The sequence below is a fragment of the Allobosea sp. 2RAB26 genome, from assembly GCF_052115465.1.
Taxonomy (GTDB): Bacteria; Pseudomonadota; Alphaproteobacteria; order Rhizobiales; family Beijerinckiaceae; genus Allobosea.
The window spans coordinates 438,219-457,090 of sequence record NZ_JBFRGS010000005.1 but is presented as its reverse complement, the minus strand read 5'-3'; the positions used below and the strand labels follow the sequence as shown (position 1 = coordinate 457,090).

Here is an 18,872-nt window from a genome sequence, read left to right as displayed (position 1 = left end):
TCGACTTGCCCGAGCCTGAGGGTCCGCAGATCACCAGCTTCTCGCCGCGCGCCACCTTCAGGTTGATGTCGCGCAAGACATGGAACTCGCCATACCACTTGTTGACCCCGATCATCTCCACGGCCGTATCCGTGTTCAGGGAGGTCTGCTTCAGCGCCGCCGGACGCATCGAGATGTTGCTCTCTGCCATTGCCATGTTCTTGGTCTCCCTCAACGTCTTTGGCCGGCAGCAAGACGGCGTTCGACCGAGATCGAATAGCGCGACATGCCCCAGCAGCACAGGAAATAGAAAATCGCGGCGAAAGCATAGCCCGTCGCGCGTGTCGTCGGCGTCGCCCAGGTCGGATCGACCAGGGTCGCCTCGATGGTCCGCAGGAAGTCGAAGATGCCGACGATGGTGACCAGCGTCGTATCCTTGAACAGCCCGATGAAGGTGTTGACGATGCCTGGAATCACGATGCGCAACGCCTGCGGCAGGATGATCAGGCGCATCATGTTCCAGTAGCCGAGGCCGAGCGACATCGCCCCTTCGTACTGGCCCTTCGGGATGGCCTGCAGGCCGCCGCGAATGACTTCGGCCATATAGGCCGCCGCAAAGAGGGCAACACCGACCAGCGGGCGCAGCAAGCGGTCGGGCGACCATTCCTGCGGCACGAAGAGCGGCAGCATCGTGTTGGCCATGAACAGCACCGTGATCAACGGCACGCCGCGCACGAACTCGATGAAGATCACCGAGAGCAGCTGGATGATCGGCAGGCGGGAGCGCCGTCCGAGCGCCAGCACGACACCGAGCGGCAGCGAAAAGACGATGCCGACCGCCGCGATCAGGAAGGTCACCGTCATCCCGCCCCAGAGGCCGGTATCGACCCGAGGCAGGCCGACGCTCTGGTCCAGAATGGCGATCAGGCCAAAGGCGACAAGAGCCATCAGGATCAGGCGCTTGGGCCGATAGAAACGCTTCCAGGGCGGCAGCTCATGTTCGACTGCGAGCTGTCCGGCTCCGGTGTGGAAGCGCGCCAGCGAAGGCACGAAGGACAACACCATGTACACCGCCGCCAGCGCGACCGTGGCGATGATCAGGTAGCGCAATAAATTGAGCGCGCCGGGACCGCCGAGCAGCAGGACATAGGCACTGATCGGCAACAGCACGAAGAAGAAGAAGGCGCCGAGCTTCTTCAGGGGGGCGTTGTTCCAGAGCAGCCAGACGACGCCGAGCGCGAACATCGCAAAGACGATGTTGACGCGCCAGCGCTGGCTGACCGGATAGGAGCCGTAGACGAAATACTGGAAGCGGTCGGCCACATAGGCCCAGCAGGCGCCGACCGGCCGGCCGACCTTCTCGGCAAGGCAGGCATCGCGGTTTGAGCCCGTCCAGACCGCATCGAGGAAGTAGAAACGGATAATCTCTGGCAGGCTCGTGACGACGATATAGGCACAGACCAGCGTCAGAATCGTGTTGACGGGTCCGGAGAAGAGGTTGGCCCGGACCCAGGCAAGCGGGCCTGCCACGGATAGCGGAGCTGCTTCCTGCGGCAAGGTTTCGCGACGGATGAAGAAGGCGGAGTTCTCGGTGGTTGCATCGGTCATCGGGGCGCCCTCACCGTTCCACCAGCGCCATGCGCTTGTTGTAGATATTCATGAACAGCGAGGTGACGAGAGAGATCGTCAAATAAACCGCCATGGTGATGGCGACGACCTCGACCGCCTGCCCCGTCTGGTTCAGCACCGTGCCGGTGAAGACCTGGACGAGATCGGGATAGCCGATGGCGACCGCCAGCGAAGAATTCTTCGTCAGATTCAGGTAGTTCGAGGTCAGCGGCGGAATGATCACGCGCATCGCCTGCGGGATCACGACGAGCTTCAGCGTCGGCCCAGGCCGCAGGCCGAGCGCATGGGCTGCTTCCGACTGTCCCTTGGAGACGGCGAGAATACCCGCGCGCACGACTTCGGCGATGAAGCCCGCGGTATAAGTGGTGAGGCCGATCAGCAAGGCCACGAATTCCGGGAAGATCTGGATGCCGCCGCGCAGGTTGAAACCGGCGAGCTCGGGATAGATGAAGGTGATCGGCCGGCCCATCAGCAGATAGACGAAGAAGGGCAGCACAACGACGAGGCCGAGAGCGACCCAGCCGATCGGATACTGCTTGCCGGTTGCCGTCTGCTGCTTGCGGGCCCAGTAGCGGAAGGTGATCGCCGCCACGATCCCGAGCAGGAAGGTCAGGACGATCAGGCTGCCGCCAGGCTCGAGTTGCGGATCGGGCAGATAGAGGCCGCGGTTATTCAGCAGGATGCCGGCCGGAAGCGCGATCGACTGGCGTGGGTTCGGCAGCGGCTTGAGCACTGCGTTGTACCAGAAGAACAGCTGCAGCAGCAGCGGCAGGTTCCGGATGACCTCGACATAGACCATGGCGATCTTGGCGAGGATCCAGTTGCTGGACAGGCGCGCCACACCGACGAAGAAGCCGAGGAAGGTCGCCAGCACGATACCGATCGAGGCGACGAGCAAGGTGTTCAGCAGGCCGACCCAGAAGGCCTGGCCATAGGTCGAGCCCGAGGCGCTGAACGGGATCAGCTTCTGATTGACGTCGAAGCCGGCGGCATTGTGCCAGAAGCCGAAGCCCGAGGCGATCTTCTGCGCCCGGAGGTTCTCGATGGCATTGGAGGCGGCCGAGTAGATGAGGAACCCGACGACGGCCAAGAGGGCAAGCTGATAGACATAGCCTCGAATCTTCGGATCGTAGAGCAGTGAGGCCTTGCCCGGTTGGACCGGCTCCGTCGGTATGGTCGTCACGTGTCACGCCCTCTTGTTCTTGGGTGGCGGCCGGTGGTCCGGCAATGCCCGCGTCGAGCATCGCCAGTCGTCTTCTTCTCCGTGCCGTTCGGCGGTAGCGAGCGCTGCGCGGCGGTCGCCGCGCAGCGCGAATATCAGCGGATCGGCGGCGCGTATTGCAGGCCGCCCTTGGTCCAGAGCGCGTTCTGGCCGCGAGCGATCTTCAACAGCGAGTTGGCGCCGACGTTCCGTTCGAAGGACTCACCGTAATTTCCGACGTGCTTGACGATGCGGACGACCCAGTCGTTGCTCAGGCCGACAGCCTCGCCGAATTTGCCCTCGGTGCCGAGCAAGCGCTTGATCTCCGGGTTCTCGGATTTCAGCATCTCATCGAGATTGGACTTGGTCACACCGAGTTCCTCGGCGTTCAGCATGGCAAAATGGGTCCATTTGACGATATCGAGCCAGGCGTCGTCGCCATGGCGCACGACGGGACCGAGCGGTTCCTTGGAGATGATCTCCGGCAGGACGATATGGTCGGTCGGGACGCCGAGCTTCAGGCGCTCGGCATAGAGCCCGGACGCATCGGTCGTGAAGGCGTCGCAGCGGCCCGATTCATAGGCCTTGATCGTCTCGTCGGCGCTCGCAAAGGCGACGACTTCGTATTTCAGTTTGTTGGCGCGGAAGAAGTCCGCAAGATTGAGTTCCGTCGTCGTGCCCTGCTGGGTGCAGACGGAGGCGCCCGCCAGCTTCAGGGCTGAATCGATCCCGAGCTTCTTGCGGACCATGAAGCCCTGCCCGTCATAGTAGTTCACGCCCGCGAAGTTCAGGCCGAGCGACGTGTCGCGCGACATGGTCCAGGTCGTGTTGCGCGAGAGCAGGTCGACCTCGCCGGACTGCAGGGCAGTGAAGCGGTCCTTCGACGAAAGCGGGATGAATTTGACCTTGGCCGGATCATTGAAGACCGCAGCCGAAATGGCGCGGCAGAGATCGACGTCGAGGCCGCTCCAATTGCCCTGAGCATCGGGGATACCGAAACCCGCAAGGCCCGGGCCGACACCGCAGATCAATTGGCCCCGGCTCTTCACCTGAGCCAGAAGCCCCGTTTGGGCCTGCGCTCCGCCCGCGAAAGTAGCGGTTGCCGCAACGGCGAGCGCTGCACTGACAAACCTGTTCATTCTTATTTCCCCTGTTGCCGGAACGGGTTTTTCCCGTTCTCGAACCTTGCAAGTCTCGGACCAGATTTTTGGGCCCGACCGTACGTCCTTTCAGCGCGCCTCCGTCTTCGGCATCGGTCAATGAAGCGGAGGCAAGAATGCCCCCGCCTGGTCTTTTGTTCAACGCACCGGAGGAGCGTATTGCAGTCCGCCCTTGGTCCACAACGCATTCTTTCCGCGGGCGATTTTCAGGATCGATCCTGATCCGACATTCGCCTCAAAGGACTCGCCATAGTTGCCGACCTGCCTGACGATCCGATAGGCCCAATCCGGGCTGAGGCCGATAGCTTCTCCAAACTTGCCCTCGACACCGAGCAACCGCCGAACCTCTGGATTGGTCGATTTCAGCTGCTCATCGGCATTGGCTTTGGTGATACCGAGTTCCTCCGCATTGAGCATGGCGAAATGACTCCATTTCACCAGGTTGAACCATTGCGTGTCGCTGCTCCGAACGACCGGGCCCAATGGCTCCTTCGAGATGATCTCCGGAAGCACGATATGGTCATCCGGCGCCTCGAATTTCAGCCGTTGCGCATAGAGAGCCGAGGAATCGTCGCTGAAAGCGTCGCAGCGACCGGCCTCGTAGGCCTTGATCGTCTCATCCCCTGTGTTGAAGGCCACCACCTCGTACTTCATGTTGTTGATGCGAAAGAAATCCGCCAGATTCAGTTCGGTCGTGGTGCCCTGCTGGGTACAGATCGAGGCACCGCCCAGCTTCAGCGCCGAATCGACGCCGAGCTTCTTGCGGACCATGAAAGCCTGGCCGTCATAGTAGTTCACCGTCGAAAAGCTCAGGCCAAGCGCGGTATCCCGAGACATCGTCCAGGTGCTGGTCCGTGAAAGCAGGTCAACCTCGCCTGCCTGCAGGGCCGTGAACCGGTCCTTTGACGAGAGCGGCACGTATTTGACTTTGCTCGGATCGTTGAAGATCGCCGCGGCGATCGCCCGGCACAGATCGACGTCCAGGCCTGTCCATTTCCCCTGAGCGTCCGGGACACCGAAACCAGCCAAGCCCGGGCTGACGCCGCAATTCAGCTGCCCGCGGTTCTTGACCTGCGCCAAGGTGGTGGTTTGCGCCTGGGCGGCGCCCGCCGCGCAGAGCATGAGGCCTGTGGCTACAACCGCAGTTACGGTCCGTTTCATCTGTGTACTCCCAAGTTCCGAAGCAGGTTCGTCCCGCTCTCGATCATCTTGTCGGCTGGGAGCCAGATATTATGCCGTTTGTCGCAGGCTTCATGGCATGGACGGCGGTTTAGAGGGGGCCTCGGCTGATGCCGAGGCCCACATGTCTAGCTGCGTTCAGCGAACCGGCGGAGCGTATTGCAGGCCGCCCTTGGTCCAGAGACCGTTCTGGCCGCGGGCGATCTTGAGGAGCGAACCCTGGCCGACGTTCTTCTCGAAGGATTCGCCGTAATTGCCGACCTGCTTGACGATCCGGTAGGCCCAGTCGGGGGTCAGGCCGATGCCTTCGCCGAACTTGCCCTCGGTTCCGAGCAGACGCTTGATCTCCGGGTTGGAGGACTTCAGCATCTCGTCGACATTCGCCTTGGTCACGCCGAGCTCTTCCGCGTTCAGCATGGCGAAATGCACCCACTTCACCAGATTGAACCATTGGGCGTCGGTGTTGCGGGTTGCCGGTCCAAGCGGCTCCTTGGAGATGATCTCAGGCAGAACCATGTGATCATCGGGCGCAGTCAGCTTCAGGCGCTCGGCATAGAGGCCCGACGCATCCGTGGTGAACGCATCGCAGCGGCCAGCGTCATAGGCCTTGACCGTCTCGTCCGAGGAGGCGAAGGCGACGACTTCATATTTCAGGTTGTTGGCGCGGAAGAAGTCCGCGAGGTTGAGTTCGGTCGTGGTGCCCTGCTGGGTGCAGACCGACGCGCCGGAGAGCTGAAGAGCCGAGGTGACGCCGAGCTTCTTGCGGACCATGAAGCCCTGGCCGTCGTAATAGTTCACGCCGGTGAAAAGCAGGCCGAGCGCGGTGTCGCGCGACATCGTCCAGGTCGAGTTGCGCACGAGCACATCGACTTCGCCGGACTGCAGGGCCGTGAAACGGTCCTTGGCAGACAGCGGAATGAACTTGACCTTTGTCGGGTCGTTGAAGATCGCCGACGAGATCGCGCGGCAGTAATCGACATCGAGGCCTTGCCAGTTGCCCTGAGCGTCCGGCACGCCGAAGCCAGCAAGACCGGTATTCGAGCCGCAGTTGAGGATGCCGCGGGACTTGACCTGCGCCAGCGTTGCGGGCGCCTGGGCCGTTGCCACCGTAGCGGTCATCGCGAGGCCCAGCCCCGCGATCGCAACTGCCATGAACTTTTTCATCGAACTCTCTCCCGTTGAGGTCTCCCGGCTGGCCGCAGCCAGCGGGCAGTATTCAGTTGCGTCGCCAGTGGGAGTGCGCGCCCCACTTGTTGCCCATATATTGAGCGACGTTCCCCTGCGTCGATTGCCAGAGCAGCGCATGTGCGTCAAGCAAGGGACCCTTTCCTGGAACGCATCTATCCACCCCTTGCATCACATGCGACTTTCAAAATGTGGTCAAGCCTGACTGCCTCGATCGGGACCTCCCTCCAGCGCCGGCTCCATGAAAAAACTGTCTCCATCTGCGTTCGCGCAGCTTCGCGAAAAGACCCGCCTCGCCCTTGCCGGCCGGGATCCCGCCGACAGCTACGGTTTCGTCAATCCGCCGATCGTGCGAGGCTCGACGGTGATCTATCCGAACATGGAGGATTTCCTGGCGCGCAAGGCCCGCTACACCTATGGCACGCAAGGGAATCCGACGATCGATGCGCTGATCGCGGCGCTCAACACCATGGAAGGCGGTGCGGGAACCGTCGTTTGCCCGTCGGGTCTGCTCGCCTGCACCCTGCCCATGCTCGCGACCCTGTCGTCCGGCGATCACTTCCTGGTCACTGACAGCGTCTATCGGCCGACGCGTCATTTCTGCGACAAGGTCCTGCCGCGCATGGGCGTCGAGGTCACCTACTACGACCCGGCGGCCGGCGCCGACATCGCAAAGCTGTTCAAACCGAATACCAGGGCGGTCTGGACCGAGGCTCCGGGCTCACAGACCTTCGAGATGCAGGACATTCCGGCCATCGTCGCGGCCGCCCATGCCAGCGACATCCTGGTGCTGATGGACAACACCTGGGCGACGCCGCTGTTCTTCGATTCGCATAAATACGGGGTCGATCTCTCGATTCAGGCCGGCACGAAGTATTACGCCGGCCATTCCGACGTGCTGATCGGCACGATCTCGGCACGTACCCCCGAACTCTACAGGCAGTTGCGCGAGACCTGGGAACTGCTCGGCGTCATCATCGCGCCCGAGGATGCTTTCCTCACGCTGCGCGGCATCCGCACGATGCATATCCGCCTGAAGGAGCAGATGCCCGCCGGTATCGAGATGGCCAATTGGTTCGCCGCCCGTCCCGAGGTGGCGCGCGTGATGCACCCTGCCCTGCCGAACGATCCCGGCCACGATCTGTGGAAGCGCGATTTCACAGGCGCCTCCTCCCTGTTCGCGATCGAGTTGAAGCCGGTGGCGCAGAAGGCTGTCGGCGCGATGCTCGACGGACTTACCCTGTTCGGGATGGGGGCCTCCTGGGGCGGCTATGAAAGCCTTGCCCTCCCCTTCGACTGCAAGGGCTATCGCACGGCAACGGAGCCTGATTTCAAGGGGCCGACCATCCGCTTCCATATCGGACTGGAGGATCTCGAAGATCTCAAGGACGATCTTGATGCCGGCTTTGCCCGCCTCCGGGCAGCGGTGTGATTCCAAAGGCCGGAGCGGCGATGCGAGAGGCGATCATCTTCGCCTATCTCGATGAGCCGCCGTTCTGCTGGCCCGGCCCCGATGGCCGCGCGCTCGGCAGCGATGTCGAGCTGATGACGGAGACCTTGCGGGAGATCGGCATCGTCTCGGTCGAGATGCGCCTGACCAGCTTCCCCGAGTTGCTGCCAGGCCTTGTCGATGGGCGCTGGACCATCACCACGCCGCTCTTCGTCACGCCGGAGCGGAAGAGAAGCGTCGACTTCAGCCGGCCAGTCTGGGCGCTGAGCGACGGACTGCTCGTCAGGCGCGGTGATGAAGATCGCTTCTGCAGTTACGAGGCGCTGGCGCAGGATGGAAGCGCCCGCCTCGTTGTGGTGGCGGACCAGGTCCAGGAGCAGTCGGGCCTCGCGGCCGGCATTCCGCGAAACCGCGTCTTGCGCGTCGCGACGCAGGAAGACGCCGTGCAGATGGTCAGGGATCGAGGTGCCGAGGCCTATGCCAGCGTCGCCATGGCGCATCGTGGCTTCCTCGGTCACACCCCCGATGCCTCCCTTGCCATCGTGCCCGGAGCCGCCGAAGCGAAGGACAGAGAACCCGCAAAGGGCGCCTTTGCCTTCGCCAGATCGCAGGCGGATCTGCGGACCCGGTTCGATCAGGCTCTCGACGGGCTGATCGGCAGCGATTGGCACCGCGCCATGATGGCGCGATACGGCTTCGCGGCCAGCGATTTCGAAGTCGGTTAGCTCAGCGGCTTTCCCGCAAGCCGCAATCCAGTGTTGAGGACGTGCTTTAGCCTGGACCGGCGTTGGTATCCTCGCCCCTCGCCCTGGCGCGCAGGACGAATTGTAGGTTGCGGCAATAGACGAACAGGCCGAAGCCCTGCCCGAGAATGAAGACCGGGTCACGGCGGTAAAGCGCATAGACCAGCAGCAGGGCTCCGCCGCCGATCGAGAACCACCAGAAGGTCATCGGCACGACCGACCGCTTGGCCTTCTCGCTCGCCAGCCATTGCACCACGAAGCGCATGGTGAAGAGCGCCTGCGCCACGACGCCAAGCAGAACCCACCAGTCGATATTGTTCACGAAGACGTCGTGAAAATATTCGCCGATCATTTGCTGGAGGTCGATCAGCATCAGAGCGTCTCCGGCACGATCTGCGGCACGCGCTTGCGACGGCGGATCAGCCACCAGACGCCGGCGAGATCAAGAATACCGACCCAGAGCCGGTCGAAGAAGCCATAATTGGAGACACCGGTCAGGCGCGGGCGATCGCGTACATCGACATGCGTGACCTGGTAGCCCTCCCGCACCATCAAGGCCGGCATGAACCGGTGCAGCGCATCGAAATAGGGCAAGGCGAGATAGGCTTCACGGCGGAAGCATTTCAACCCGCAGCCCGTGTCGCGGGTGCCGTCCTTGAGAATGCGGCCGCGGACGCCATTGGCAATGCGCGACTGCCATTTCTTGAAGCCGGTATCCTTGCGTCCGACACGCTGGCCCTGGACGAGCCCGGCCTGCAATCCGGCCTTGTGCAGGGCCTGCACCATCGCCGGGATGAAGGCCGGATCGTTCTGGCCGTCACCGTCGAGCGTCACCACGACCGGCGCCCGGGCGTGGCGGACACCGGTACGCACTGCCGCGCTCTGCCCGCAGGATTGTTCGTGGCGGACCGCACGCAGCCAGGGGCGCGTCGCGCCGAGCTCGCTTAGCGCGGCCGCCGTACCATCGGTCGAGCCGTCATTGACATAGATCACCTCGAAGGCGCCGAGCGTTTGGCAGGCCGCCTCGATATCGGCCAGCAGCGGCCCGACATTGCCGACTTCGTTGCGAACGGGCACGACAACGCTGAGTTGCGGCAAGGTGATGGGTTGTGTCTCGGTCACGAAAGCTTCATCCGGGAAAACGGCGCGCAAACTGCGTCAAGCGCGCAAACAGGGCAAGCAGGTTTCACTGTCGCGCGAACACGGCCATCTCGAGCCGCTTGCCGCCATTGAGATTGAAGCCGGGAATCGAGGTGACGAGACGTGGCGTGATCCCGGCGGCGGCAACGCCGGCATGGAACTCCGCTTCGAAACGCTTCTCGACGAGCGCGATCCGGCAGCCAGGCTCCTTCAGGAAGGCAGCGGCCGCCGCACCATTCGCCCCCATGGCAAGATCGGTCCCGGTCAGGAAGACGAGGCTCGGCTCGCGATAACCCACGGTCATCACTGCGGGATCGGCACAGCCGACCGCCCGGACGGCTTCCGCCAGACGAGGCGAGAGCTTGAGCGAACGCAGGCTCTCGATCGCAAAGCCGTAGACGCCGATCGAGAGCAGGAGGCTCGCGAGGACGCAGCGCCAGAGCGCCCCCTCCAGGTCGCCCCGCCGGAACGCCATGACGACGCGCCAGGCCACGAACAGCGCCAGCGCGAAAACCGGAAGTGCGAGATAGGGTACGGTGCGATCCAGCGTCCAGTTGGCATAGATGATCACGCCGACAAGCGCCGTCGGGACCAGCAGGACCAGCGCGGCGGTCGCGGTCGCGCCACGCCGAACGCGATCGATGCCGCCATTGACCATCGCCAGAAGCAGCAGCGCCGTGACCGCCGGATAGAGCGGCAGCACGTAATGCGGCAGCTTGGTCGGCACCGCCTCGAAGACGATCCAGGACGGCACGATCCAGGCCAGCAGGAAGATGATCTGCGGCTCGCGGCGACGCACCCAGGCAAAGGGGATCGCCATCGCGGCGAAAGCAGCCGCCGGCCAATAGGTGCCGAAGAAGATCAGCAGATAGAGCCCGGGCGGACCCCAGTGCTTCTCCTGGCCCTCCGCGACCTTGCCCAACATATCGTTGCCGACGCTGGCCGTGAAGAAACTGCCGCCGGTCTTCCAGGCGATCGCCACGAACCAGGGCAGCACGACGAGCAGGCAAAGCAGCAGCCCCCAGGACGGGCGCAACGATGAGAACCAACGCCAGGAGCGCTCGCGGATGCATAGCACGATCGTGGCGAGTCCCCAGACCATCGGCACGATCGGCCCCTTGATCAGCAGGGCAATCGCTGTCGCGCCCCAGAAAACCAGCCAGTTGCGGCGGTCCGGCACGAAGGCGAGCGAGCGGGTCCAATCCAGCCAGGCGCGCGCCAATGCCCCCATCGTCGCCACCGCGCAGGCTGCGAGCACCGCATCGGTCTTGGCGATCCGGGCTTCGACGCCGAGCAGCACAGCAGCGGCCATAAGAGCCCCGCCGAGCAGCGCCACGCCCGGGCTGAAGAAGGCGAGCAGCGCCCAATAGGTCAGCAGCACCGTGGCAACCGCGCCGATCAGCGACGGCACGCGATAGAGCCAGATCTGATGACGAGGGTCCTGGACACCCAGCGCCTCGCCGGCGGTCACAGCCGCGCTCTGCAGCCAATAGATTCCGACGGGCTTCTTGTGCCGCGCCTCCTGCTGGAAGCGGATATCGACGAAATCGCCGGTCTCGAGCATCTGTTTGCTCGCCTGGGCGAAGCGCGGTTCGTCGCGATCGAGCGGCTGGAGGCTCGTGAATCCCGGCAGGAAGGCTGCGAGGGAGAGCAGAAGCAGGAAGACGCAGGCGCGCCAATGGCTGGCCGATGCGAAAACGGAGATGCGGTCAAACACGGGCCGGAGCGAAAGCATTGTCCATCCTCGCGACCGGCCAGGTCGCGTTCATCGCAGGCATGAATGTCGCAAGGCCAGGTATCGACCCAGGGCGCCGCCGGCATGGCGGGGCTTTCGGGCGCGATCAAGGCAAAACGGCCCGCGTCCCGGCGACGCACGCCGTTTACGACGCCACCTCCCCTCCTGCAAGCCAAACGCAGGATATCCCTTGCGGGCGCCGCAACCGCGACGACGAGGCAGGAGGATTATCCGTGGCCAGGCTTCTCTGGCGCAGTCCTCGCGGCCTTCGTCCTTTTCGGCCGGATGATCTTCGACCTACGATGCGCAGGCGCCGTCGATTCCGGCGGCTCCGAAACTCGGGGGAGAAGGTTGGACCCTTCGGGCCAGCGTCAGGCCTTCTTCAGGAATTCCGTTCTGAGCACAAGTCCCTTCACCTTCTCGGCGTTGCACTCGATCTCATCCTCGCTGCCGGTCAGGCGGATGTTCTTGACCAGGGTACCGCGTTTCAAGGTGACGGAGGTCCCCTTCACCTTGAGATCCTTGATCAGCGTCACGGAATCGCCGTCCCTCAGGACATTGCCGTTGCTGTCCTTCACGTCGCTCATCGCGGGAATCCAGTCTGTGCGATTCTTGGTGGATCTCAGCGCGTCCCGCGACTGCGATCGATAGAAGTGGCGAGCCCGGCAGGATTCGAACCTGCGACCAGCAGCTTAGAAGGCTGCTGCTCTATCCAACTGAGCTACGGGCCCGTAGTCGAAAGCGCCCGGTCAGGCGCCAAATGGTTGGTCAGTGGGTCCACTGCCCGACACGATTGAACTTGAAGTTATCCGAATAGGCCATGCCGCGCCGCTTCGGCACATGGGGCTGCTCCACCCGATAGGCGATGCCGTTGCGCGTGGCATAGGCCACTGCCTCATCCTCCGTGTCGAACCAGAGTTTCACCTGGCTCTTCATATCGGCAGAGGATGTCCACCCCATCAGCGGTTCGATCTGGCGCGGCTGCTCCGGCTCGAATTCCAGCAGCCAGCGCTCGGTCTTTGCCGTGCCGGACTGCATGGCATTGCGGGCTGGGCGGTAAATGCGTGCGGTCATGCTCTGGCTCGGCCGTCAGCTCGTCATTCCATTGGCCCGCGACAGCGGGCCAGGCGATCTCGAGAATGGTCGGGGCACCAGGATTCGAACCTGGGACCCTCTGCTCCCAAAGCAGATGCGCTACCGGGCTGCGCTATACCCCGACTGTCTGCAAGTGCATCAAATCACTCACGAAACGATCGCACACGCTCCTCGACGGCCACATGCGACGCGCAACGAGATAGCACCGAACTGCCGCCATGGGAACCGTAAGTTCCGATGAAATTCCCAGGCAAATTCGTCAGGCATTTCCCGCCGTGCCTTCGCGCAACCCAGAGCCCGAACGACGAAATTGGCCGTACGGCCGTCGAAGCACACTCAATTCGTTCGCCTTCGCGTGCGCCGACACCCTGCGCGCAGATGCAATCTACCACTTTCGCGCCCTGCCGTTCCTGCAACGAGCTAATGCGAGATGCTGCACTTTCGAGCCCTCTGGCCGGAATGCCTACCTTTTCGGATGACGAGGGAGCCTCGGGCGGGGTGTAGGCAAATCCCCCCTAAGGAGAAACGACCTAGCGTAAAAGCCAAATTGAGCAAAACCAACAAATCTCGATATGTTCAAAAATGAGAAAGCACGAAAAATAATGAAGATGAACTTCACATTTCAAAGAAAAACCAATTAGCGCCCTGGTGGCTTAATGCCTCCCTGGGCGGGAGGCATTGCTATGAAATATCTAAAATCCAGCATACTGATTGCCGGCTTGCTTGTTACAACATCAACATTATCCTACGCACAGAATACTGCCGCTCGTGGCCTTCCCGAATATTATGAAGGCCTCGCGATAGACGGCACTCCGACGCAACAGCCCTATCGTTCCTGCGAAAGCAAACTCATCGGAAGCCAGAGGCTCTGGCAGTGCGATCCGTCCGGCCGCAACAGGATGAGTGGACCTGTAGGCCTGGATTGGTCCGCGAGCAGTGCGGCTGCGACATCCGGATCGGCTTCCAGCCTCCCCGGTCCCGGCGGGGTGCGGTATTACAACGCGGTCACGGCCAACGGGCGCAAAACGCGGGCGCCGAGTCGGGACTGTGTCATTCAGGAATATGACAGCGGACCCTTGTGGGCCTGTCCACCGCGCGCCACGGCGGCGATCGGCACCGGGGCGCCCGCCTTCCAGGGGGCTGCCCCTGGCGGCGTTCAGTATTACACCGCTGTCACCCCCAACGGTCGCCGGACGCGCGCGCCCAATCAGGCATGTGCCCTCTACCAGCAGGACGGCGGCGAGTACTGGGCGTGCCCGCCGCTGACAACGGGAGCGCTGTCTTCAGGAGCACCCGGCAGCGCCGGAAATCCGGCAGGCAACGGTAACGGCAACGGCGGCGAAGGCGGAAATCCTGCTGGCGGCGGCGCCAGCACAGCGAGCAACAGCAGCGGTTCGGGTTCGGGCGGCGGGTCCGGCGGAGGCGGTGGATCCGGTGGGGGCGCTGGGTCCGGTGGGGGCGCTGGGTCCGGTGGGAGCGGCAGTTCGGGCGGCGGTGGCGGCTCCGGAGGTGACGGCCGTTCCGGCGGCAGTGGCGGTTCCGGCGGTAGCGGTGGCTCCGGTGGCAACGGTGGCTCAGGCGGCGGCCACGGCGGTGGCAATGCCGGTGGTCACGGTGGCGGCCACGGCGGTGGCAATGGCGGCGGTCACGGCGGCGGCAATGGTGGCGGCCACGGCGGTGGCAATGGCGGCGGTCACGGTGGCGGCAATGGTGGCGGCCACGGCGGTGGCAATGGCGGCGGTCACGGTGGCGGCAATGGTGGCGGCCACGGCGGTGGCAATGGCGGTGGTCACGGCGGCGGCAATGGTGGCGGCCACGGCGGTGGCAATGGCGGCGGTCACGGCGGTGGCAATGGTGGCGGCCACGGCGGTGGCAATGGCGGCGGTCACGGTGGCGGCAATGGCGGCGGTCACGGTGGCGGCAATGGTGGCGGCCACGGCGGCGGCAATGGTGGCGGCCACGGCGGCGGCAATGGCGGCGGCCACGGCGGTGGCAATGGTGGCGGCCACGGCGGTGGCAATGGCGGCGGCGATGGTGGCGGCAATGGCGGCGGTCACGGCGGTGGCAATGGCGGTGGCCAGGGTGGCGGCAATGGCGGCGGTCACGGTGGTGGCAATGGCGGTGGCCAGGGTGGCGGCAATGGCGGCGGTCACGGTGGCGGCAATGGCGGCGGCCACGGTGGCCGGTAACCGCCAGTGTCTTCAGAGCATGTGAAACGAGACACGCCCCGGGTCACTCCGGGGCGTTTGCTGTCTGGCGGCTAACGGCCGGATTGAGGATGGAACCCGTGTCGCGTCGCTGCGGTGAATCTCGCATTCCCGCCGTCGATCGATTCCCACTGGCGCGGATTGGCCTGCGCCACCCGGCTAAAGAAGACATAGCCTGTTTGCGACCAGAGCAGGATGCGCGATCTCTTGTTGTCCAGAACGAAATCTCCCGAATCGGTCACCACCGTCAGCACGGCATGGCCCTCCCCCTCGGGCGTTCCGACAACCGTCATCAGCAGCGCCGATGACGGCCAACCGCGCTGGATCAGCAGCTTGCGCTTCAGGAGCGCAAAATCTTCGCAATCGCCTCGACCATCCGCCGGTATGCTCCAGACATCTTCCTGACCATGATGCGCCAGGTCGGAGACCTCCTGAATGGTCGCATTCACATGCGCATTCACTTCCTGCAGCTCACCGTGGCGCTGGGGAGAAAGCGAGACGCTACGCACCACAGGCCCCGATCGTGCGCATTCCGCCGGATTCTTCGCGCAGAAGGTGAGGAACGCAGCTGGTGGCGAGGTGCGCCCCCGAGTCGCGGCCGCGATCTGCTCGGCATGGGCGTCATCCGGGCGGCCTCCGGTGATCAGCGCAACGCACATCGCTAGCGTTGCGACCACGGCACGTGTCGTCATGATCCGTCCTTCGCAAGCGTGCTGGGTAGCGGGGATGAAATCCGGGATGACCGCCTTTGATTAAGGAAGTGGGCAATTCTGTGATTCGCCGCCAGATTTCTTCCGCAATCCACAGAGCTTCGACGGCGCGACACCCTTCATGCGGTGGCCGTCACGGCCCGCGCGTTCACCAGGAATGCAGGAGGAGTACAGGCCTGGCCGACCGGTTTCGAGGGACGATCGCAACGCTGCCCTGCGCGCGAAAAACCGCCTCACCGCTTGAAGAGCGGATGCTCCACCTTGTCGCCAGGCTTGATGCCGAGCTTGGCGGCGATGCCGCCATTGATCTCAAGGACCGAGAGCACCGGCTCGCCTGAGGGTATCGTACGGGTCGAGAGCGGCTCGGTCTGCGCGGCGATACGCACGACAGTTCCATCAGCGCGGATAAACAGCATGTCGAGCGGGATGAAGGTATTCTGCATCCACATCGCGACCGGCTCGACCTGGCCGAAATCGAACAGCATGCCGCGGTCCGGCGGCAGGTAATTGCGGTGCATCAGGCCACGCGCTCGCTGATCGGGCGTGCGCATGACCTCGACCTGGAAGACATGGCGCTGCCCGCTGCCGACGATCGCAAGCGTTTCCAGGCCGGTCGCGGGAGCCGCCTGCTGCGCGAATGCCATGACGGGGGCAAGAGCCAGGAGCAGCAAGGCAAGGCAGGCTGCAGGGAATCGTCGGGCGGACCGCATCGTCTCTAAGCTCCATTGCATTCGTCGCCCGCACCGCTCCTGCACGGGCCGGATGGCGGATCTGAGACAGATACGAAAGATCACAGCGAGGCGGTCAAGTTTTTCCTGCGTCCGCGAGAGCAAGTCGTCTTCCTTTCCTCGCTGCGTTGCGGCAGGTTCGCTGCCGCCATCTGGAGACCGTCATGATCACGTCGACCCTTCGCAGCCCGATGCGCCGCCTGCGCATAACGGCGGCCGCAGCCTTTATCCTCGTTCTGGCGCAGCCGTCCTGGGCAGCCGATTTCCAGATCGACAATATCCGCCTGGACCTTGGCGCGATCGTCGTCGCCATACCGAAGGTCGACGTGAAGGGTTCCAGCCTCGAGCGCGAAGCCTTTGTCTCGTTGTTCAATGGTAGCACCGGCGAGAGCGCGGTTGCCCGGACGGGCCGCCTCACCGCGTCGGAAATCAGTGCGCCCGAATTGACGGTCGAGCAGGTTCTCGGGCCGCAAAGGCAGGTTACGACCTATCGCGACATCCGCTTCAGTGAGATTCGCGACGGCAAGATCGGCCGCGGCTCGGCGGGAGGCGGAGCGATATCCGCCACCGGTGGGCCGACCGGCGCGATGAAGGGCGAGATCAAGCGCATCAGCTTCGAAGCGTTCGACATGCACCATCTCGCACGCGTGCTGAGCGAGCGCGCCAAGCCCGGCGTGGAAGAAGCCATGCAGCCGATCTTCGGCCGTGTCGATCAGGACGGCTACGCCATCGATCTGGGCCAGCTCGGCAAGATCTCGCTCGGCAAGGCGACCGGCCGCGACTTCAAGATGCGTGTCGGAGACGAGCCTGTCGGAGAACTCCTGTCGCGGATCATCGCGCAGGCGGAGGCCGACCAGAAGGCAGGGATCGACTCGAAGGACCATAGCGACCCGGCCCGGCTCGAGGCCGACAAGCGCATGGCGCTTTCCATGTTCTCGCTGTTCGATGCCATCGACTATGGCAGCGGCGAGGTTCGCGATATGGTGATGGCACTCTCCGTTCCGCCGAATCCGGGCGAAGCGCCGGTCGCCATGGACGTGAGAATCGCCAGGATGGCGTATGGCGAAGATGCGCCGGCCAGGTCCGGCTACGCCGTGGAAGGTTTCTCTTTCGCGGGTGCGGGCGCCAAGGCAGGGTTCGAGTCGCTCAGCTATTCCGGCTTTTCGCTCGCGCCCATGTTCAAGGGCCTGAAGGAGGTCCTGGCCAAGCCCGAAACCGAGATCGATTCGCTCGATTTCCGCAAACTGATCCCCAAACTCGGCACGATCCGGCTTGCCGGGCTCTCGGTCGATGTGCCGCAAACGGCAAAGCCGGGTCAGCCAGCGCAGGCCCCAATCCGCGTCGGGCTCGGTACCTTCGAGATTGCTGCCGCCGACCAGATCAACGGCATCCCCACCAAGCTTGCCTTGACGATCGACAAGCTCACCGCTCCGGTGAGCGAGGCAACCGGCAATCCCGCGGCCGCGGATCTGATTGCCATGGGCTACCGCGCCCTCGACCTCTCCGCGAAGCTCGACCTCGCCTGGGACCCCGCACGCAACGAGCTTGCGATCCGTACGCTCTCGCTTGGGAGCGGCGGCATGGCGCAGTTCGAGGCCTCGGGTACCCTCGGTAACGTCACCAAGGACCTGTTCTCAAGCGATCTCGCGCTCGCACAGGTTGCAGCGCTCGGCGCGACAGCCCGCAGCCTGGATGCCAAGCTGAAGAATCTCGGTCTGCTCGAGAAGTTCATCGAGAACGAAGCCCGCAAGAACAAGCGCAAGCCCGACGATCTGCGGCGCGAATATGCGATGATGGCCAGCCTCGGCCTTGCCGCGGTCCTCGGCCCGTCCGATGCGGCCAAGACCCTGACCGCGGCGGTCTCGCGCTTTGCGGCGAAGCCAGGCACCCTGACCGTCCAGGCCAATGCGAAGGCGACCGGGGGTCTCGGCCTCGCCGACGTCATCACGATCACCGATCCGACCGAAATCTTCGACAAGATCGACCTCAAGGCCAATGCCGAATAACTGGTCTGTCGAGCTTCTTCCCGAAGACGAGTCCTGGCGGCCCTCCGCGATCGCAGCGTGGTGGGCCGGGCTGCCGCAGGGCCCGCGCAGCTTTCTGCGCCGGCGCTTCAACCCCGACAACCAGGCCCGGTTGTATCTGGCCAACCTGATCGCTCGGCACCCGGGGCAGATCGTTGTCGGACGCTACACCTATGGGCGGCCGAAGGTGCGCTTCGCCGGAAGCGGGGCGCGCCTGATCATCGGGCGCTACGGCTCGGTCGGAGACGGCGTCGAGATCCTGCTCGGCGGCAACCACCGCACGGAATGGGCGACGACCTACCCATTCCACGACTACCCACGGCTATGGCCCGAAGCGAAGCACCATCCAGGCAATCAGGTCTCGCGCGGCGACGTCGTCATCGGCCATGATGTCTGGCTCGGGTCGCAGGCGCTGATCCTCTCCGGAGTCCGCATCGGTCATGGCGCCGTCATCGGCGCGCGCGCCGTCGTCACGAAGGATGTTCCGCCCTATGGCGTCGTCGCCGGCAATCCGGCACGGCTGCTGCGGCACCGCCTGACGGAGGAGAAGATCGCGACCCTGCTGGCGAGCCAATGGTGGGCCTGGCCCGAGGCCGACATCAGACGACTGATCCCGGTCTTGATGTCCGACAGGATCGAGGATTTGCCTCCGAGAGCCGTTTCCTGATAGTTCGCCGTTCAGGATCGAAGGCTCCCCCTCCGATACG

17 protein-coding genes, 2 tRNA genes and 1 pseudogene are annotated in these 18,872 nt (G+C 63.9%); 4 read left to right on the top strand and 16 right to left on the bottom strand.

Translation table 11 applies throughout. The features are described from left to right. The 6 genes and pseudogenes from AB4118_RS12540 to AB4118_RS12515 all read right to left on the bottom strand — a co-directional run. Window positions 1-169: pseudogene (locus AB4118_RS12540) on the bottom strand (amino acid ABC transporter ATP-binding protein); the annotation flags it as partial. A gap of 41 nt (window positions 170-210) precedes the next feature. After that, window positions 211-1,587 (bottom strand): amino acid ABC transporter permease, encoded by a 1,377-nt coding sequence (locus tag AB4118_RS12535; protein WP_441490027.1) that lies wholly within the window; start codon window positions 1,585-1,587, stop codon window positions 211-213. A gap of 10 nt (window positions 1,588-1,597) precedes the next feature. After that, entirely contained in the window at window positions 1,598-2,791 is a 1,194-nt protein-coding gene (locus AB4118_RS12530) for an amino acid ABC transporter permease (protein WP_441490026.1), read from the bottom strand. A 134-nt stretch (window positions 2,792-2,925) separates the two neighbouring features. Further along, on the bottom strand, window positions 2,926-3,948 hold the full coding sequence (locus AB4118_RS12525; protein WP_441490025.1) for an amino acid ABC transporter substrate-binding protein: 1,023 nt from the start codon (window positions 3,946-3,948) through the stop codon (window positions 2,926-2,928). Between the two features lie 159 nt (window positions 3,949-4,107). After that, on the bottom strand, window positions 4,108-5,130 hold the full coding sequence (locus AB4118_RS12520) for an amino acid ABC transporter substrate-binding protein (protein WP_441490024.1): 1,023 nt from the start codon (window positions 5,128-5,130) through the stop codon (window positions 4,108-4,110). Window positions 5,131-5,286: 156 nt separating this feature from the next. After that, a complete protein-coding gene (locus AB4118_RS12515; RefSeq protein ID WP_441490023.1) occupies window positions 5,287-6,312 on the bottom strand; it encodes an amino acid ABC transporter substrate-binding protein in 1,026 nt (341 codons plus the stop codon). A 262-nt stretch (window positions 6,313-6,574) separates the two neighbouring features. Between AB4118_RS12515 and metC the strand changes: the two genes are divergently transcribed. After that, on the top strand, window positions 6,575-7,765 hold the full coding sequence (gene metC, locus AB4118_RS12510; RefSeq protein ID WP_441490022.1) for a cystathionine beta-lyase: 1,191 nt from the start codon (window positions 6,575-6,577) through the stop codon (window positions 7,763-7,765). A gap of 20 nt (window positions 7,766-7,785) precedes the next feature. After that, the gene (locus tag AB4118_RS12505) at window positions 7,786-8,508 is read left to right on the top strand and encodes a transporter substrate-binding domain-containing protein (RefSeq protein ID WP_441490021.1); all 723 of its coding nucleotides are present in this window, start codon (window positions 7,786-7,788) and stop codon (window positions 8,506-8,508) included. A 46-nt stretch (window positions 8,509-8,554) separates the two neighbouring features. Here AB4118_RS12505 and AB4118_RS12500 read toward each other — a convergent pair whose 3' ends face one another. From AB4118_RS12500 to AB4118_RS12455, 10 genes are all read right to left on the bottom strand, one after another. Beyond that, window positions 8,555-8,899, bottom strand: a complete 345-nt coding sequence (locus AB4118_RS12500) for a lipid-A-disaccharide synthase N-terminal domain-containing protein (protein ID WP_113519074.1) — start codon at window positions 8,897-8,899, stop codon at window positions 8,555-8,557. Continuing rightward, window positions 8,899-9,648, bottom strand: a complete 750-nt coding sequence (locus AB4118_RS12495; protein ID WP_441490020.1) for a glycosyltransferase family 2 protein — start codon at window positions 9,646-9,648, stop codon at window positions 8,899-8,901. The genes AB4118_RS12500 and AB4118_RS12495 overlap by 1 nt, the downstream gene beginning before the upstream one ends. 64 nt (window positions 9,649-9,712) lie before the next feature. Then, window positions 9,713-11,401 (bottom strand): ArnT family glycosyltransferase, encoded by a 1,689-nt coding sequence (locus AB4118_RS12490; RefSeq protein ID WP_441490019.1) that lies wholly within the window; start codon window positions 11,399-11,401, stop codon window positions 9,713-9,715. Between the two features lie 371 nt (window positions 11,402-11,772). Further along, on the bottom strand, window positions 11,773-11,988 hold the full coding sequence (locus AB4118_RS12485) for an alkylphosphonate utilization protein (RefSeq protein ID WP_441490018.1): 216 nt from the start codon (window positions 11,986-11,988) through the stop codon (window positions 11,773-11,775). A 67-nt stretch (window positions 11,989-12,055) separates the two neighbouring features. Further along, window positions 12,056-12,132 (bottom strand) — tRNA-Arg (locus tag AB4118_RS12480). Window positions 12,133-12,169: 37 nt separating this feature from the next. Next, entirely contained in the window at window positions 12,170-12,475 is a 306-nt protein-coding gene (locus AB4118_RS12475) for an ETC complex I subunit (RefSeq protein WP_441490017.1), read from the bottom strand. A 66-nt stretch (window positions 12,476-12,541) separates the two neighbouring features. Further along, window positions 12,542-12,618: transfer RNA gene (locus tag AB4118_RS12470), tRNA-Pro, on the bottom strand. A gap of 1,452 nt (window positions 12,619-14,070) precedes the next feature. After that, window positions 14,071-14,673, bottom strand: coding sequence for a hypothetical protein (locus AB4118_RS12465; RefSeq protein ID WP_441490016.1), 603 nt, complete (start codon window positions 14,671-14,673; stop codon window positions 14,071-14,073). Between the two features lie 83 nt (window positions 14,674-14,756). Beyond that, window positions 14,757-15,362 (bottom strand): transglutaminase-like cysteine peptidase, encoded by a 606-nt coding sequence (locus AB4118_RS12460; protein ID WP_441490041.1) that lies wholly within the window; start codon window positions 15,360-15,362, stop codon window positions 14,757-14,759. Between the two features lie 284 nt (window positions 15,363-15,646). Next, a complete protein-coding gene (locus AB4118_RS12455; protein ID WP_441490015.1) occupies window positions 15,647-16,123 on the bottom strand; it encodes a DUF192 domain-containing protein in 477 nt (158 codons plus the stop codon). 182 nt (window positions 16,124-16,305) lie between these two features. Here AB4118_RS12455 and AB4118_RS12450 point away from each other — a divergent pair, with 182 nt between their 5' ends. Both AB4118_RS12450 and AB4118_RS12445 read left to right on the top strand, forming a co-directional pair. Beyond that, window positions 16,306-18,147, top strand: coding sequence for a hypothetical protein (locus AB4118_RS12450; protein ID WP_441490014.1), 1,842 nt, complete (start codon window positions 16,306-16,308; stop codon window positions 18,145-18,147). After that, window positions 18,137-18,832, top strand: coding sequence for a CatB-related O-acetyltransferase (locus tag AB4118_RS12445; RefSeq protein ID WP_441490013.1), 696 nt, complete (start codon window positions 18,137-18,139; stop codon window positions 18,830-18,832). The genes AB4118_RS12450 and AB4118_RS12445 overlap by 11 nt, the downstream gene beginning before the upstream one ends. Window positions 18,833-18,872: the final 40 nt, after the last annotated feature.